Source organism: Olsenella urininfantis (assembly GCF_900155635.1).
Lineage (GTDB): Bacteria > Actinomycetota > Coriobacteriia > Coriobacteriales > Atopobiaceae > Olsenella_G > Olsenella_G urininfantis.
Genome location: NZ_LT732540.1, coordinates 215,975 through 229,947 on the forward strand (window position 1 = coordinate 215,975; position 13,973 = coordinate 229,947).

The following is a 13,973-nucleotide window of genomic DNA, read 5'->3' on the forward strand; positions in this document are numbered from 1 at the left end:
GCGTGAGCTAGCGCTGCTGCCTGCTGCGGTAGAACTCCTCCAGCTTGGCCCGGTAGTCACTGGGTCGCAGCTTGGGGAACGCCTGCATGATGCGCCTCTCCTGGCTGCTGAGCATGGCCGAGAAGGTCCTGGTGACCTCGTCGAGGGAGGGCAGCACCTGCGCGGTCTCGAGCACCCTCTGGGCGGCGCTGCCGAGGTGACGTGCGAGCGAGCTCTGCACCACGTGGTCCCAGTTGGTGATGCCGGCAAGCTCGGGCCTGGAGGGCAGGGCATCCCTCAGGCCGTCCAGGCGCCCAAGCAGCTCTGCGCGCAGGAAGTCCATCTTGTCCCTAAGGTCGGTGATGCCCAGGTGGGTGACGGTAAGGTCCGTCATGAAGCAGGCCAGGGACAGGCCTGCCAGCAGGTAGCAGGCGGTGGGGGAGAGCCCCCGCAGCGCCTCCAGAAGGGGTGGCTGCGACACGTAGACCACAAGCACGCAGCAGATGCCGAACTGCACGAAGCCGCCCGCCCAGATGCGTCCGTTGAGGTTGAGGGGATGGTCCGAGTAGTCCCACCAGCGGGCGTGGTAGACCCTCTCCATCACGTAGGAGGTCACATACTCCATGAGGCAGCTCAGCGTGCCGCCCGCCACGAAGATGAGCGCGGGGCTCCCCAGGGGGGAGAGCAGCAGCGCCGCGATCATGGCGCCGAAGCCATAGATGGGGATGTAGGGCCCGTTGAGGAAGCCGCGGTTGATGAAGCGACCCTCGGGGACGGAGCAGTAGGTGCACTCGATGGCCCAGCCCATCATGCTGTAGGAGAAGAACATGAGCCAGAGCGCGCAGAGGGTGAGAAGCGGTGTTGGCATGCTAGGCAAGGTCGTCACTTCCGCCCTGGGCCAGGGGCTTGCGCGCGCCGGGCATGCGCTTGTGCAGCAGGCCCGCCATGGTCTCCTTGGTTGCCACGTACTTGTCGGCGAGGCAGAGGATGACGGCCTCGCGGCACCGAGGCGGGATGGGGGTGAGGGGGAACATGTGATGCCTCACCATGTGCTGCTCCACGGGGCCAATGCCGAAGTCGCGGATGGCGTTTGCGCAGGCGCGGCCGGGATGGGTGAAGCCGTGAAGGCGATGGCTGGGGTCGCTCTCGTGCCAGTCGTAGAGGAAGTAGTCGTGCAGGAGGGCGCCGCGCACCAGGGCGCGCTCGTCAACGGCCACGCGCAGGGCCTGGGCAAGGGCCACGCAGGCCATCGTGACGGCCATCGAGTGGGCGAAGACGCTGGTGGTCCCATGCTGGATGCAGCGCCTCTCCACCTCCATGCCGGCAGACGAGAGGATGTCCGAGCAGTGCAGGCGCACGAGCTCGTGAGCCCTGACCTGCGTTGGGATGGGAAGTCTCCTGATATTGAAGGGCATCGTGCTCCTTGGGCGCCCTGCGGCCCTGCCGCCTGCCGCCATGCCTGGGCCCGCTGGGTGAAAGGGCCATATACTGGCAAGAGTTTACCGTGCGCCGCGCACCCGGGGCGCTTCCGGGTGCGTGCCCTTCGATTCAACGCAAAGCAGGATGGAGCAGGGATGCTTGAGCTTGGCTACATCGCTCACGACGACGCCAAAACCGTGCTGGTGGGACATGTCCTCGCCGCGGGACACGGGCTGCGGATCAGCAGCGTGGACTCTGGGACGGAGGACATCCTTCTGGCAAGAGGGGAGCTGGCGGAAGGCAGCCCCCTAGCGCCGTGCGCAACCCATGAGTGCGCCGGCTCCTCGGACGTCGTCTTCGTGGACGTGCCCCGCAGCCGCTGGGAGGAGCTCCCCCTAAGCGAGCTGCATGGCCGCATCGTGGGCCTGCTGCTGGACGAGGCCGAGCTGGTGGAGGCTGGCCGTGCCTTCCAGGGGCTGACGGGAGCCCATCTGGTGTGCGTGAGCCTGCGCGAGCAGGGCGAGAGGCCCCTGGCCACGATTCGGTCTGACTGGAGCCTGGCGAAGGCTGTCCTGCTCTCGCTGCTCGAGGGCTTCGGGTGCGAGACGCGCGACCTGGGCGAGCTGGAGGAGCCCGCAGGCGAGAGGGACCTTCTCGACGCCACCGCAAGGCGCCCCGGGACAGGCTCTAGGCCAGCTCTGCCCTGAGCCTCTCGGCGACAGCCAGGATGAACCCCTCCGTGTCAAGGGCCTGCGCGCCAGCCAGGGTGGTGATGCGCGCGAGGTCTGCGGTCATCCGGCCCGCCTCGATGGTGCCCAGCGTGGCCCTCTCCAATGCGTTCGCGAAGGAGACCAGGTCGGGGGTTGCGTCCATCTCGCCACGCTTGCGCAGTGCCCCGCTCCAGGCAAAGATCGTGGCGACGGAGTTGGTGGAGGTGGGCTCGCCCTTGAGGTGGCGGTAGTAGTGGCGCTGCACCGTGCCGTGCGCGGCCTCGTACTCGAAGCTGCCCTCGGGCGAGACCAGCACCGAGGTCATCATGGCAAGTGAGCCAAACGCCGATGAGAGCATGTCGCTCATCACGTCGCCGTCGTAGTTCTTGCAGGCCCAGATGAAGCCGCCCTCCGCCTTCATCACGCGGGCCACGGCGTCATCGATCAGGGTGTAGAAGTACTCGATGCCCGCAGCCTCGAAGCGCTCGCGGTACTCGGCCTCGAAGACCTCGGCAAAGACGTCCTTGAAGCGGTGGTCGTAGGTCTTCGAGATGGTGTCCTTGCTGGCAAACCACAGGTCCTGCCTGGTGACGAGGGCGTACTCGAGACAGCTGCGGGCAAAGCTCCCTATGGAGGAGTCCAGGTTGTGCATGCCCTGCAGCACGCCGGGGCCCGAGAACTCGTGGATGAGCTCGCGCGTCTCGCTGCCGTCTGCCGCGGTGAAGACGAGCTCCGCCCTTCCGGTGCCGGGAATGCGCATCTCGGCGTTCTTGTACACGTCCCCGTAGGCGTGGCGGGCAATGGTGATGGGCTTCTTCCAGTTGCGCACCACGGGCTCTATGCCGCCCACCACTATGGGCGTACGGAACACCGTGCCGTCGAGAATGGCGCGGATGGTGCCGTTGGGGCTCTTCCACATCTGGTGCAGCCCGTACTCCTCCACGCGCTGGACGTTGGGGGTTATGGTCGCGCACTTCACGGCAACGCCCAGTCGCCTGGTGGCCTCTGCCGAGTCCACGGTCACCTGGTCGCCCGTCCTGTCGCGATTCTCCAGGCCAAGGTCGAAGTACTCGCTCCTGAGCTCCACGAAGGGGCAGATCAGGTGGTCCTTGACCATCTGCCAGATGATGCGGGTCATCTCGTCGCCGTCCATCTCGACGAGGGCGGTCTTCATCTGAATCTTGGGCATGGGACCTCCGGGATGTCTGCGCGTGCCTGGGCTGTCGTCACAGTGTAGCCGCCTGGGGCGCGAAGGCCCCAACTGGTTTCAGAATGGAAGCAAAGCGGGGCCCACGTCATGTGCGCGGGCCCCGCTGGCTCGAAGGTGTTGGCGAGAGGAGCTACTCCTCCTCCTCGTCCTCCAGCTCCGCCTCCTCGGCGGCGACCTCGTCGTAGCGGGCGCCAACGCGGTCAAAGAGCTCATCGTCGTCGATGTCCAGCAGCTCGTAGGTGCCGTCGTCGTACTCCTTGTAGCCGTAGAGGTAGACGTTCTCCTCGTCCTCCTCGGGCAGGAGGGCAATGTACTCCTCGCCGTCGAGCTCGAAGATGCCCTGCACCTCGCACGCGGTGCTGCTGCCGTCGGTGAAGCTGATCTCGATCCGGTCGGTCAGTTCCATGTCCTGCTCGCTCATTGCTGCCTCCATGTTGGGGTTGGTCGCGTGTTGAACGCTGCAGTCAGGATAGCGTATGCGGGGGTGTCTGGAGCAGCTGCTACACTTTTGCTGCATTCGGTCCCTGGCACCCCATGAAAGGCGCGTGGAAGCAATGATCTACACCGTCACGCTCAACCCCGCCCTCGACAAGACGGCCATCATCGAGGGCCTCACCCTCAATGCCGTGAACCGCATCTCGTCCCTGCGCGTTGACCCGGGCGGGAAGGGTCTCAATGTGTCCAAGGTGATCAAGGAGCTGGGCGGCGAGTCCGTGGCGTACGCGCTCCTGGCGGGTGACACCGGCAGGGTCGTGGAGCGCATGCTGGGGAACCTGGGGATCGACTGCCGCGTGCTGCGGGTGGAGGGGGAGACCCGCACCAACCTCAAGGTCATCGACACCGCGCTGGGCCAGAACACCGACATCAACGAGCCGGGGCCCGAGCTCACGGACGAGCAGCTCGACGGCATGCTCGCAGAGCTGGTGATGGAGGTGCGCGAAGGGGACCTCGTGGTCCTCTCGGGGTCCTTGCCCCGGGGCGCCTCCGTGGGCACGTACCGCCGCTGGGTCGGTGCCCTGAAGTCCGTGGGCGCGCGCGTCTTCCTGGACGCCGACGGCGAGAGGCTGAGCCAGGGAATCAAGGCCGCCCCCGACCTCGTAAAGCCCAACGAGCTCGAGCTGGGAGGCATGCTGGGCCGCGTGCTGGACACGGACGAGAAGGTAGTCGCGGCGGCGCGCGAGCTCATCGACGCGGGCCTGGACCGCGTCATGGTGTCCATGGGCTCTGCGGGTGCGCTCTATGTCACGCGCGAGGCCTCGGTGAAGGCGCATCCGGTGAGGGTCGAGGTGGGCTCCACCGTGGGTGCGGGAGACTCGGTTGTCGCGGCCCTGGCATTTGCGGACGAGAGGGGCCTGGGCCTTGAGGAGGCCCTGCGCCTGGCCATGGCGACCGGCGCCGCCAACGTTATGCAGACCGGCACTCAGGCCGCCCCGCGCGAGCTGGTTGACTCTCTCGTGGGACAGGTGCGGCTGACGTACCTGTAGCCTGCCTGCGCCTCTCGCTCTCACTTGTGCGGCCCCGCTCTACACGGGAGACCTTCCATGTAGAGCGGGGCCGCGTTTTCGCAGGCAGATTGAGGCTGCTCTACAGGCGACGGCTCTGCCGTAGAGCTGGGGCTAGCGCGCCAGCCAGTTGGGCTGCTCGGCGCTGATCACCCTGGCGCAGGCATGTGCCTGGGCAAGCGGCATCAGCGATATGCCCCGGTAGTTGCCCGAGGGCTGCTTGGCCAAGACCAGCGCGCAGTCCGCATGGCCGTCTCGCACCAGGCAGAGGGGGACGAGAAGCCTCATGCCGTCGCAGCGTGGGTCAAAGGCGGGAACGGCAAGGCGGTAGCTTGCCTGCACGCGGCGCAGGGCCAGGGCTGCGGCATCGTCCAGGGCGCGGTTGAGGCGGCGGTGCAGGCCAGGGTCATCCTTGATGGCACGTCCCAGCAGCCCAAGGGTCGCGCTCCTCTCTCCGGACCCTTCCTGGCCCTCAAGCCTGCCAAGCAGTTCGAGGGCCATGCTGTTGCCCGAGAGCTGCTCGGACAGCCATCCGCGCGGCAGGCGCCCCAGCTGGTCTCCCAGCAGGAGCTCGCCATCCAGCACCAGGAGCCTGCCCGTCTCGACGGTCGCGTCATCCAGGCTCGCAAGGTAGCTCGCTGCACGGGGGAGCTCCTCCAGGGAGGCGACCATGCGACCCCCCAGCTCGCCGGAGCCGGCACAGCAGAAGCCCAGGAAGTTCCAGGGGATGTCGCCCTGACGGGGTTCCAGGACGGCAAAGACGTCCTCCGAGAAGGGCGTGAGCAGGCCGGTGTTGAAGGCGGCCAGGCTGCCATCCGTGGCAACGGCAAGCTTGCCCTCTGCCCTGACGCGGTGCAGCGTGCAGGCAAGGTACTCGCGCAGGATGCCGTAGCGGCTCCCCCTCTCGACTCCCTCCCAAGGATAGTTCCAGATCTCGGGCGCGGCGACGCTCGCCAGGGAGCCCAGCAGGCCGTCCCAGGACCCAACCACCATGAGCTGCGCCAGCTCGCGCAGGGGGCTGGAGGTGGATTCCGAGGGGCCAAGCAGCTCCCAGGCGCCCTCCTGGGCCTGGGGCAGGCCCTCCAGGCCCACCTCCTCATGGGCGCTGCCGCTCCCGTCCTCTCCGTCCACGTACGCCAGCGACCAGCCCTTGCCCGCGCTGGACTTGCCTGACCTGCGCAGGGTGACCTCGACGGGCGTCTTGCCGTCCGCGTGAAGGTAGCGCAGCGGGAAGCTTACGCGGCTGCGCGTGCCCGACACCAGCCCGCACGAGCGGGCCACGCGCCAGTCCTCGTCGAGCACGGCCATGGGCTCAACGTCGGCGGGAAGCAGCTGGTAGAGCAGCCTGAGAAGGGCGTCGTTGCAGTAGACCTCCTGGTAGAGGTCCTGGGGCAGGTGTGCGAGGAGGGAGTCTTCCCGCCGGGGGGCCTCCGCTGGCTCTGGCTCCTGTGGGGTGGGTGCGGCAAGCATCTCCTGCTCGAGCTCGAGGACGTCCTCAGGCACATAGGTGATGTTGAGCGAGATGTGCCCGTCGCTGGGATGAGCCGGCTCCTCCGGCTTGGGCTCTGGTTCGGGGGTGGGCGTCGCCTCGGGCGTGGGCGCGGGCACGGTCCCCGGCTCGGGTGCCGCGACGGCGGGCTTGAGCTCCTCTGCGGGCTCCGGTTCGGGTTCGGCCACAGGCGCAGGCCTCGGCACATGATGCGGCCGCTCGGGCCTCACCACCTTGCCGCCCCTCTTGCGCCTCCAGGACTTGCCCGCGTCCTTGCCTCCGGGCTTCTCGGCAATCTTTGCCAGCTGCTCCTCCAGCTCCTCCACGCTCTGCGCTGTGACGTATACGCGCCCCTTCTTGAAGGTGGTGATGCGAACGGCCTCGCCCAGCTCCTCCAGAAGGGAGAGCACGCTTGCGCACTCGACGTCTTCGGGATACAGCTCGTGCTGCTCGAAGAGCTCCTCAACCTGGGCGAGCGATACCTGCTTGCCTACGCCCAGCTCCCGTGAGAGCAGCTGGTAGAAGTACAGTCTGTTGCCTGCGTTCATCTTGGGCATGGGTGCCCTCTCTCTGCAAGGCCGCCTGTGCGGCACGATTGTTCGGCCTCCTAGCTTACTACGCGAGCCACGCGAGGACGCTCTGCCTCAGGGGGCGGGGGCTGGTGAGGGCGGGCGGCGAGTGCGTCAATGTGCCATTTCTGCCTTCTGCGGTGCTCGACCAACGCGTTCGCCCACCTCAGGGGCATGTCCTGGTGGGCGAAAGTGCATCTTTGCGCTCGACATGGGCATAAAGCGCGCGTTGGCCCCCCAAGACCCTGGCTAAAGGTGGGCCAACGCGTCGTCTGGGGCTTCTCTTGGCATGAAGGCGCGCGTTGGCCCACTCGAGCGGTGCGCCGGTCTGGCGTACCGTCCGCCTAGCGGCCCACCTTGGCCTTCACCAGCTCGGCAATCCTGCGTTGCGCGGACCTTGCCTCGGGGATGGGGCAGAGCGGCCACTCGTGATTGAGGCCCTCTCCCACAACCAGCTCGTGGCTCACCCCTGCAAGCTCCAGCATCTGATCCCACTTCACGCAGTCCGGATAGAAGATCTCTCGCGTGCCCACGAAGGTGGTGACGTTGCGCAGGCCCTCCACGCTGCCGTTTATGGGGCTCAGCCTGAACGAGCTCAGGTCGTCCCCGTCGGACCAGAGCTGGCCTACCTGCGCAAGGCCCCAGGGGGCGAGGGTGGGGTCAACGTCGAAGTAGTCATGCATCTCCGGGTTGCGCATGGTGAGGTCTAGCTCGGGCGAGACGAGCACCAGCTGGCCCGGCTGCGGCAGGTCGTAGTGGCCGAAGCTCTCGGCAAGGCCAGCCGCAAGGCCGCCACCTGCGGAGTCTCCCACCAAGGTCACGTTGTCTGCCCCGTAGCGATCGACCATCCCCTCGTAGAGGTCGGTCAGCAGAGAGTACGCCTCGTCATAGTCGTGTGCGGGTGCCAGCGGGTAGATGGGCACGAACACCTCTGCGCCGCTGTCCTGGCAGACGCGATCCGCGAACAGCCACTGCCAGGGGCCTATCTGCCCGATGTAGCCTCCTCCGTGCAGGTAGAGCACCGCGCGCTCGTTTTTGCCGGTGGTGCCCAGGTGGAAGGTCTTCATGCCGTCCACGGTCTCCTCGAAGACCAGGGAGCGCAGGCGTAGCCAGCCGGGAATGTGGTACTCCTGCTCGTTCTCCTGGCGGTGGCGCTCCACGTAGTCGTCAAAGCGCCCCAGGTCCTGGCCCAGGATGTCCTTGCGCGACCCCGTTAGGCGAGAGTAGCCCGCCCAGGCGCTGGCAATTCCGGAGCGCTTCCAGCGCAGGCGCGAGAGGGCCTCGATTCCGGCGACGGCTGCCGTGGCGGCCGCGATTCCAGCGGCGGCGCCAAGAAGCTGCTTTGAGGTCTTGTCCATGGTGACTCCCCTCTGACGTGGCACGTCGTAGACATCAGTCTACCCAGTGAGGGCGCAGGGGGCGCCGGGCCGCCTGAGCGGTACCCAGCTGTTGGGGATTTGTGTAAGCTGGCAGTTCCGGAGGTTGGCGACGGGGGGGTGAGGGCGACGGCAGGGATGTCCCAGGGCATGGGCGAGGCACGGGAGGCGCTGCGGCAGCACTTCGGCTACTCTGACTTCCGCCCGGGGCAGGGCGAGGTCATCCTGGCTGCGCTCTCTGGCAGGGACAGCCTGGCCGTGATGCCTACGGGGACGGGCAAGTCCATCTGCTACCAGATCCCGGCCGCCCTTTTGCCGGGGCTCGTGCTGGTGGTCTCCCCGCTCATCTCGCTCATGGGAGACCAGGTGCGCTCTCTGAGGGAGGCGGGCATACGGGGCTCCTACCTCAACTCTAGCCTCAATGCGCGACAGCAGGAGATCGTCATGCGGCGCGCGCTGGACGGCTGGTACGACATCATGTGCGTGGCACCCGAGCGCCTGCGCGACCAGCGCTTCAGGGACTTTGCCGCTGCCGCCAGCGTGCCTTTGCTTGCCGTGGACGAGGCGCACTGCGTGAGCCAGTGGGGCCAGGACTTCAGGCCGGCCTATCGCGAGGTCGCCTCGTTTGTGGGCGCGCTGCCGCATCGCCCTCCGGTGATGGCGCTGACCGCCACGGCCACCGAGCGCGTCCGCAGGGATGTGGTGGGGCTCCTCGGGCTGCGCTCCCCGTATCAGCAGCTGAGCAGCCTTGACAGGCCCAACCTGCGCTTCTTCTCCTTTGAGCTGACGCCGAAGAGGCGACGCCAGTGGATCGTCTCGTACGTTCGTGCGCATGCGGGGCAGAGCGGCATCGTGTATGCCAGCACGCGCAAGCAGGTGGACGAGCTGGCCGAGGCCCTCCGCGCGGCTGGCGTGCGCGCGGCTGCCTACCATGCGGGCTACGACAACGCCTCCCGCCTGCGTGCGCAGGAGGACTTCGCCCGAGACGAAGTGCAGGTGATGGTGGCGACGAACGCCTTCGGCATGGGCATAGACAAGTCTGACGTGCGCTTCGTGATCAACGTGGGCCTGCCCCTCTCGCTCGAGGAGTACTACCAGGAGGCAGGTCGCGCCGGGCGCGACGGCGAGCCTGCGGAGTGCTACCTGCTGTGGAGCAAGGGGGACATTCGTACCTGCCACTTCCTTCTCGAGCACTCCGACCTGCCCGAGGGCATCTCGAATGCTCAGGCGGAACATCTCATGGCTCAGCGAGAGAGGCTTCTCTCCTCCATGATCGGCTACGCGATGAGCGACTCCTGCCTGAGGGGGCGAATCCTCTCGTACTTTGGGCAGGGGCTTGGGGAGGCTGGCGGCGAGAGAGGCTGTGGCGCATGCTCCGTGTGCCTGGGAGAGGGGCCCGAGCGCTATCTGCGTGCGGAAAGGGCGCGCACGACCTTTGGCCGCGGCCTGCGCGAACGCGAGCTGCCCAGCGAGTACGAGGTGGGAGACGAGGACGAGGCCCTGTTCCAGCGCCTGCGCGCCCTGCGCAAACGGCTGGCGGACGAGGCGAGCGTGCCCCCATACGTGGTTTTCTCTGATGCGACGCTGCGCGCCATGGTGCGCAGGCACCCCCAGAGCCTGGACGAGCTGCATGAGGTGTCCGGCGTGGGAGAGGTGAAGCTGCGCCGCTACGGCGAGGCCTTCCTGGGGGAGATTCTGGCCTAGCCGCGGTGGGCTCTTGTGCCATCACTCCGGAGTTGCCTCCGCCGCCGTGGTCGCTGTCCCTCTCGCCCGGCAAAGCGCAATCGGCATCGCGTTGTGGCGAGGGCCTCTCGTGTCGCTCCCTGAGTGCTTTGGGCAAGGCATCTTGTTTCTTGCCTCACTTTTTACCCTTTCTTGGCTTGGTATTGAGGTAGAAAACAAGAAAGCCCGCCCGAGAGCCGTGCCGCCTTCCCTGTCGTGCACATTTCCGTGGGCGAGGGTCTCTCGCCTACGCGTCGTGGCGCAGGCGCCAGTTGCGCAGGTTGGTGACGGTGCCTTGCATGCCATGCGGCACGTAGGAGAGCTGCGAGAGATCCTGCGGCAGGTACTCCGCCAGGCTGAGCTCGGCGGTCTGGGCAACGCTGCCATCTGTTTCGCGGGCCGGAGCGCCGCCCAGCCTCGCCTCCAGTGCGTACACCGTGGCCCCCTGTTTCGAGAGCCTCTCCTCGTACCAGCTCATTGGGTCGCCCGGTCTCTCCGCGCGCGCGTCGCTGCTCTGCCACACCACGTTGAAGCCCGCCAGCTCAAACTGCGTGAGAGAGAAGTCGAAGAGGGGCTGGCTGTCAGTCTTGAAGAGGACGCTGCCCTCGGGGTCCAAGATGTCTCGGTAGATGAGCAGCTGGTTGAGGTGGGTGAGGCGCTGGCTGGCCTCCTTCTTCTTGGGAAAGGGAGTGGGGAAGTTCAAGATGACGCGGCTCACCTCGCCAGGTGCGAAGTAGCTCCTCACGGCAGATCCCTGGCCGCCGACGAGCACCAGGTTGTCAAGCCCTCCCTCTACGGCCTTCTGCGCGGCATAGGCTATGCAGATGGGCTCGGCGTCTATCCCCACGAAGAGCGTGCCCGGCTCGCGACGGGCGCTCTCGGCGGCAAAGCCTCCCTTGCCGCAGCCAAGGTCAAGCACCAGCCGCCCGAAGCGCGCGCCATCGCCCAGCGGCTGGCAGGCCTCGCGCCAGCGCCCTGCCAGGCTCTGCGGGCAGAGCTCTATGGCGCTGGAGTAGCGCTCGAGACGCTCCTCGAGCACGAAGTTCTTGGGAAGCCTGGCGTGCAGTGCGTGCATGGGCGATGCCTTTCGCGTGGCGGGTCGGCTGCGGTGCGGACAGCCATAGCTTAGTGTCCTGCCCAGCGGTTAGGATGGTGCAAGAACACCGCCAGAGAAAGGCCAGACATGGCAGAGCAGTCTCACTTCCCCGCAATACTCTCCCGTCTCAAGTACATAGACCGTTGGGCGCTCATGCGCAACTCCCGCGCCGAGAACCTCAGCGAGCACTCGCTCGAGGTGGCCATGATCGCCCACATGCTCTGCGTGATCGGGCGCGTGCGCTACGGACGTGCGCTCGATGCCGGGAAAGCCGCGCTTAGGGGCATGTACCACGATGCGTCAGAGATCATCACGGGAGACATGCCAACGCCGGTCAAGTACTTCAACGGCGACATACGCAGCGCCTACAAGGACGTGGAGGCGGCCGCCGAGAAGAGGCTGCTCTCCACCCTGCCCGACGACCTGCGTCCCGCCTTCGAGGAGGTCTTCTCGCCGGCTGACAGCGAGGAGGGGCGCTACCTGGACCGCCTCGTGAAGGCCGCCGACAAGCTCTCGGCTCTCATCAAATGCCTGGACGAGCGCGCTGCGGGCAACACCGAGTTTTTCACGGCCGAGGCATCGACGCGTGCGTGCCTGGAGGGCCTGCGTCAGGAGCTTCCCGAGCTGGGAGACTTCATGGACGAGTTCCTGCCTTCCTACGGAAAGACGCTCGACCAGCTGCTGTAGCCGGTCGAGCGCCGTCTTTGCGCACGGATGCCTCGTGCCTAGTCCGTGATGTCTATGCGCGGGTCCTTGAACTCCGCCAGGCGGACCTCGTAGGCCCTCTCGGCTGTCTCGAGGAAGGCCACCGGCACCTCGGGCGCGCCCATGAGGTCAAGCAGATAGCGCATGAGGCGGGGGTTCGAGGGCAGGAGGGGCCCCAGCATCCAGGTGAGGATGAGGTTCTTGCGGTGGAAGCCCTCGTACTCGCTCTGCCGGTTGAGGCCGAAGCCCCTCTCGCACTTGAACACCGCCTCGCCCTCGTTCTGGCCGAAGGCCTGTGTGAACTGGGCCTTGTAGCCAATGAGGTCGAAGCCCTCGAACTTGCCCATGACCATGCCCCAGACGCGCGAGTCCATGTCTCGCCTCGTCTCGAAGGGCAGGATGTCCAGGCAGGTGATTTCGCCGTCGCGGACGTCCACGATGCGCGAGCCGAAGAGCTCCGCGGCGTTTCCCGTCACGAGCATGGGCACGCCGTCCTCTATGAGCTCGATCAGGCGCTCGCGATGGGGGAGCAGGTCCGCGATCACGCGCTCCTGCTCCAGCTCGGTCATGTTGCCCAGGTACATGAAGTCCGGCCTTCTGTCCACGAAGGCGGGCCGGTCCATGAGGTGGGTCTCCACCAGCTCGGCGTCGGGCAGGCAGGCCTTCACGTACATCATGTTGCCGTTGTCACCCGACTGGGTGCAAAACTCCGGATACAGGCTCTCTATAAGCACGTCTACTCCCTCTGTTCTGGCGGGCTCAGGCTAGGCCTGGGGCTGGGCGGCCCTGATGCGCTCGGCGACCCTCTCGACGCTTCGCTGAGAGATCTCCGTGCAGTAGAAGTCGCGGGCCCAGCAGACGCTGTCCACGTCGCTGAAGTCAACCGCGTCGGCGGCGTCGTCGAAGCTGTCCACGATGGTCACGATGCTGGGGTCGACGCCCTCGAGGTACATGCGCAGGGCGAAGTCGTAGGCGCGCTGGCCGCCAATGACGATGTGCTTCACCAGCGGGTCTGCCAGACGGCCGTAGTCCGCCTCGTAGATCCAGCCGGTGAACTCCGTGGTGGTTGGGTCCTGCTCCTTGTGCACGTCGTTGGGCAGCACCACCACGGTCTTTGGTCCCGGCTGACGCTGGATGGTGAGGAGCGCGTTGGAGACTGGCATGCCGCTCTCGGACTTTGCCATCACGTTGACCAGGCGCTTTCCGCAGACGGTGGTCTCGTCGTAGCGAGAGGAGACCACGCGCGCACCCTTGAGGGCGCAGGCGATTTGTGCAGGCAGCAGGCCCATGAGACGCGCTGCCGTGATGGCCGCGAGCTCGTTGTAGAGGTCTGCCATGCTGGTTCCCACCAGCGGGTACGTGCTCTCGGCGCCGCCGCCTGCGTTCTCGCGCACCACGCAGCTGCGCGCCTCGAGGTCGGCGTCGACGAGCTCGAAGTCCGGTTGCGGGTTGGTGCAGCCGCAGTTGGTGCAGCGCACCTTGCCCAGATGGCCCATGTGGCACCAGTCGTACTCCAGGCGTCCGCCGCACTGGGGGCAGGCGTTGAGGTCGCTCACCACGCTGTCGGGGGCGGGGGTGTCCATGGGCAGATGGGCGATGCCGAAGTAGGTACGCTCGTTGCCAGGCGCCAGGCGGCCAGAGATCATGTCGTCCGCGTTCAGGATCAGGTGCGTGTCCTTGGGGATGCTGCGGGAGACGATGTCAAACACGTAGCCCACGTGGGCGCTGCGCACGAACTGGTCGCGGTAGAGGTTGGTGCAGAGCAGGTAGTTGGGAGTGATCTGCGGGAGCACCAGCTTGCAGGATCTCTCGTCTATCTCCATGACGGCCAGCTGGTTGCGCGGCTTGCCGTTGACCTTGGAGTTCTTGAGCAGCGTGCTGGCTATGCCCGTGTTGATGTTGCCGCCGGCCCTGTTGTCCACCGGGGCATGCCCCGTGGCGGTGAAGATGTCGTCGATGAGGTTGGTGGTGGTCGTCTTGCCGTTGCTTCCGGTGACCATGAGGGTCTGGGCGGGCAGCGTGAGCCTGCTCATGAACTCGGGGTCTGCGGCACAGGCGAGGACGCCTGGCATCTGCCCCGCGTTTCGGTGGGCGAGCCTCAGGCCCGCCGCCAGTGCCTTGCCGGCAAGCATGCCCATGTAGAACCGAGGTCCGCGCGTGCCGTTGTTAGGCCGCGCAGCAGTCTGTGACGTCACG

13 protein-coding genes are annotated in these 13,973 nt (G+C 66.6%); 4 read left to right on the forward strand and 9 right to left on the reverse strand.

Annotation, left to right across the window (positions count from 1 at the left end):
• Positions 1 to 7: 7 nt before the first annotated feature.
• Together CZ375_RS00975 and CZ375_RS00980 are read right to left on the reverse strand one after the other, a co-directional pair.
• Positions 8 to 847, reverse strand: a complete 840-nt coding sequence (locus tag CZ375_RS00975) for a putative ABC transporter permease (RefSeq protein ID WP_077597467.1) — start codon at positions 845 to 847, stop codon at positions 8 to 10.
• A 1-nt stretch (position 848) separates the two neighbouring features.
• Complete coding sequence (locus CZ375_RS00980; RefSeq protein ID WP_077597468.1) at positions 849 to 1,394, reverse strand: HD domain-containing protein; 546 nt, start codon at positions 1,392 to 1,394, stop codon at positions 849 to 851.
• A 159-nt stretch (positions 1,395 to 1,553) separates the two neighbouring features.
• Here CZ375_RS00980 and CZ375_RS00985 point away from each other — a divergent pair, with 159 nt between their 5' ends.
• Positions 1,554 to 2,105 carry a hypothetical protein gene (locus tag CZ375_RS00985; RefSeq protein WP_077597469.1) on the forward strand — a complete coding sequence of 184 codons (552 nt, stop codon included), beginning with the start codon at positions 1,554 to 1,556 and terminating at the stop codon, positions 2,103 to 2,105.
• Here the strand turns inward: CZ375_RS00985 and CZ375_RS00990 are convergent.
• Complete coding sequence (locus CZ375_RS00990) at positions 2,086 to 3,297, reverse strand: NADP-dependent isocitrate dehydrogenase (RefSeq protein ID WP_077597470.1); 1,212 nt, start codon at positions 3,295 to 3,297, stop codon at positions 2,086 to 2,088. The genes CZ375_RS00985 and CZ375_RS00990 overlap by 20 nt on opposite strands.
• Positions 3,298 to 3,448: 151 nt before the next feature.
• Positions 3,449 to 3,739, reverse strand: coding sequence for a DUF1292 domain-containing protein (locus CZ375_RS00995; RefSeq protein ID WP_077597471.1), 291 nt, complete (start codon positions 3,737 to 3,739; stop codon positions 3,449 to 3,451).
• A gap of 133 nt (positions 3,740 to 3,872) precedes the next feature.
• Between CZ375_RS00995 and pfkB the strand changes: the two genes are divergently transcribed.
• Positions 3,873 to 4,802: a 1-phosphofructokinase gene (pfkB, locus tag CZ375_RS01000; RefSeq protein ID WP_077597472.1), complete on the forward strand. Its 930-nt coding sequence runs from the start codon at positions 3,873 to 3,875 to the stop codon at positions 4,800 to 4,802.
• Between the two features lie 132 nt (positions 4,803 to 4,934).
• On the opposite strand, the gene CZ375_RS01005 is transcribed toward pfkB, so the two are convergent.
• Positions 4,935 to 6,866, reverse strand: a complete 1,932-nt coding sequence (locus tag CZ375_RS01005) for a DUF3825 domain-containing protein (protein ID WP_077597473.1) — start codon at positions 6,864 to 6,866, stop codon at positions 4,935 to 4,937.
• A gap of 356 nt (positions 6,867 to 7,222) precedes the next feature.
• Entirely contained in the window at positions 7,223 to 8,236 is a 1,014-nt protein-coding gene (locus CZ375_RS01010) for an alpha/beta hydrolase fold domain-containing protein (protein ID WP_077597474.1), read from the reverse strand.
• 156 nt (positions 8,237 to 8,392) lie between these two features.
• Between CZ375_RS01010 and CZ375_RS01015 the strand changes: the two genes are divergently transcribed.
• Positions 8,393 to 9,958: a RecQ family ATP-dependent DNA helicase gene (locus CZ375_RS01015; protein ID WP_077597475.1), complete on the forward strand. Its 1,566-nt coding sequence runs from the start codon at positions 8,393 to 8,395 to the stop codon at positions 9,956 to 9,958.
• Between the two features lie 265 nt (positions 9,959 to 10,223).
• Here CZ375_RS01015 and trmB read toward each other — a convergent pair whose 3' ends face one another.
• Complete coding sequence (gene trmB, locus CZ375_RS01020) at positions 10,224 to 11,051, reverse strand: tRNA (guanine(46)-N(7))-methyltransferase TrmB (protein ID WP_077597476.1); 828 nt, start codon at positions 11,049 to 11,051, stop codon at positions 10,224 to 10,226.
• A 108-nt stretch (positions 11,052 to 11,159) separates the two neighbouring features.
• Here trmB and yfbR point away from each other — a divergent pair, with 108 nt between their 5' ends.
• The gene (gene yfbR, locus CZ375_RS01025; RefSeq protein WP_077597477.1) at positions 11,160 to 11,759 is read left to right on the forward strand and encodes a 5'-deoxynucleotidase; all 600 of its coding nucleotides are present in this window, start codon (positions 11,160 to 11,162) and stop codon (positions 11,757 to 11,759) included.
• Between the two features lie 38 nt (positions 11,760 to 11,797).
• Here yfbR and CZ375_RS01030 read toward each other — a convergent pair whose 3' ends face one another.
• Both CZ375_RS01030 and CZ375_RS01035 read right to left on the reverse strand, forming a co-directional pair.
• Positions 11,798 to 12,511: a hypothetical protein gene (locus CZ375_RS01030; protein ID WP_077597478.1), complete on the reverse strand. Its 714-nt coding sequence runs from the start codon at positions 12,509 to 12,511 to the stop codon at positions 11,798 to 11,800.
• Between the two features lie 30 nt (positions 12,512 to 12,541).
• The gene (locus CZ375_RS01035) at positions 12,542 to 13,972 is read right to left on the reverse strand and encodes a MurT ligase domain-containing protein (RefSeq protein ID WP_143803041.1); all 1,431 of its coding nucleotides are present in this window, start codon (positions 13,970 to 13,972) and stop codon (positions 12,542 to 12,544) included.
• Position 13,973: the final 1 nt, after the last annotated feature.

What these genes read in the sequence shown, in the direction of transcription:
- CZ375_RS00975 (WP_077597467.1), bottom strand. Translation starts at nt 847, where the DNA reads ATGCCAACACCGCTTCTCACCCTCTGCGCGCTCTGGCTCATGTTCTTC.
- CZ375_RS00980 (WP_077597468.1), bottom strand. Translation starts at nt 1,394, where the DNA reads ATGCCCTTCAATATCAGGAGACTTCCCATCCCAACGCAGGTCAGGGCT.
- CZ375_RS00985 (WP_077597469.1), top strand. Translation starts at nt 1,554, where the DNA reads ATGCTTGAGCTTGGCTACATCGCTCACGACGACGCCAAAACCGTGCTG.
- CZ375_RS00990 (WP_077597470.1), bottom strand. Translation starts at nt 3,297, where the DNA reads ATGCCCAAGATTCAGATGAAGACCGCCCTCGTCGAGATGGACGGCGAC.
- CZ375_RS00995 (WP_077597471.1), bottom strand. Translation starts at nt 3,739, where the DNA reads ATGAGCGAGCAGGACATGGAACTGACCGACCGGATCGAGATCAGCTTC.
- pfkB (WP_077597472.1), top strand. Translation starts at nt 3,873, where the DNA reads ATGATCTACACCGTCACGCTCAACCCCGCCCTCGACAAGACGGCCATC.
- CZ375_RS01005 (WP_077597473.1), bottom strand. Translation starts at nt 6,866, where the DNA reads ATGCCCAAGATGAACGCAGGCAACAGACTGTACTTCTACCAGCTGCTC.
- CZ375_RS01010 (WP_077597474.1), bottom strand. Translation starts at nt 8,236, where the DNA reads ATGGACAAGACCTCAAAGCAGCTTCTTGGCGCCGCCGCTGGAATCGCG.
- CZ375_RS01015 (WP_077597475.1), top strand. Translation starts at nt 8,393, where the DNA reads ATGTCCCAGGGCATGGGCGAGGCACGGGAGGCGCTGCGGCAGCACTTC.
- trmB (WP_077597476.1), bottom strand. Translation starts at nt 11,051, where the DNA reads ATGCACGCACTGCACGCCAGGCTTCCCAAGAACTTCGTGCTCGAGGAG.
- yfbR (WP_077597477.1), top strand. Translation starts at nt 11,160, where the DNA reads ATGGCAGAGCAGTCTCACTTCCCCGCAATACTCTCCCGTCTCAAGTAC.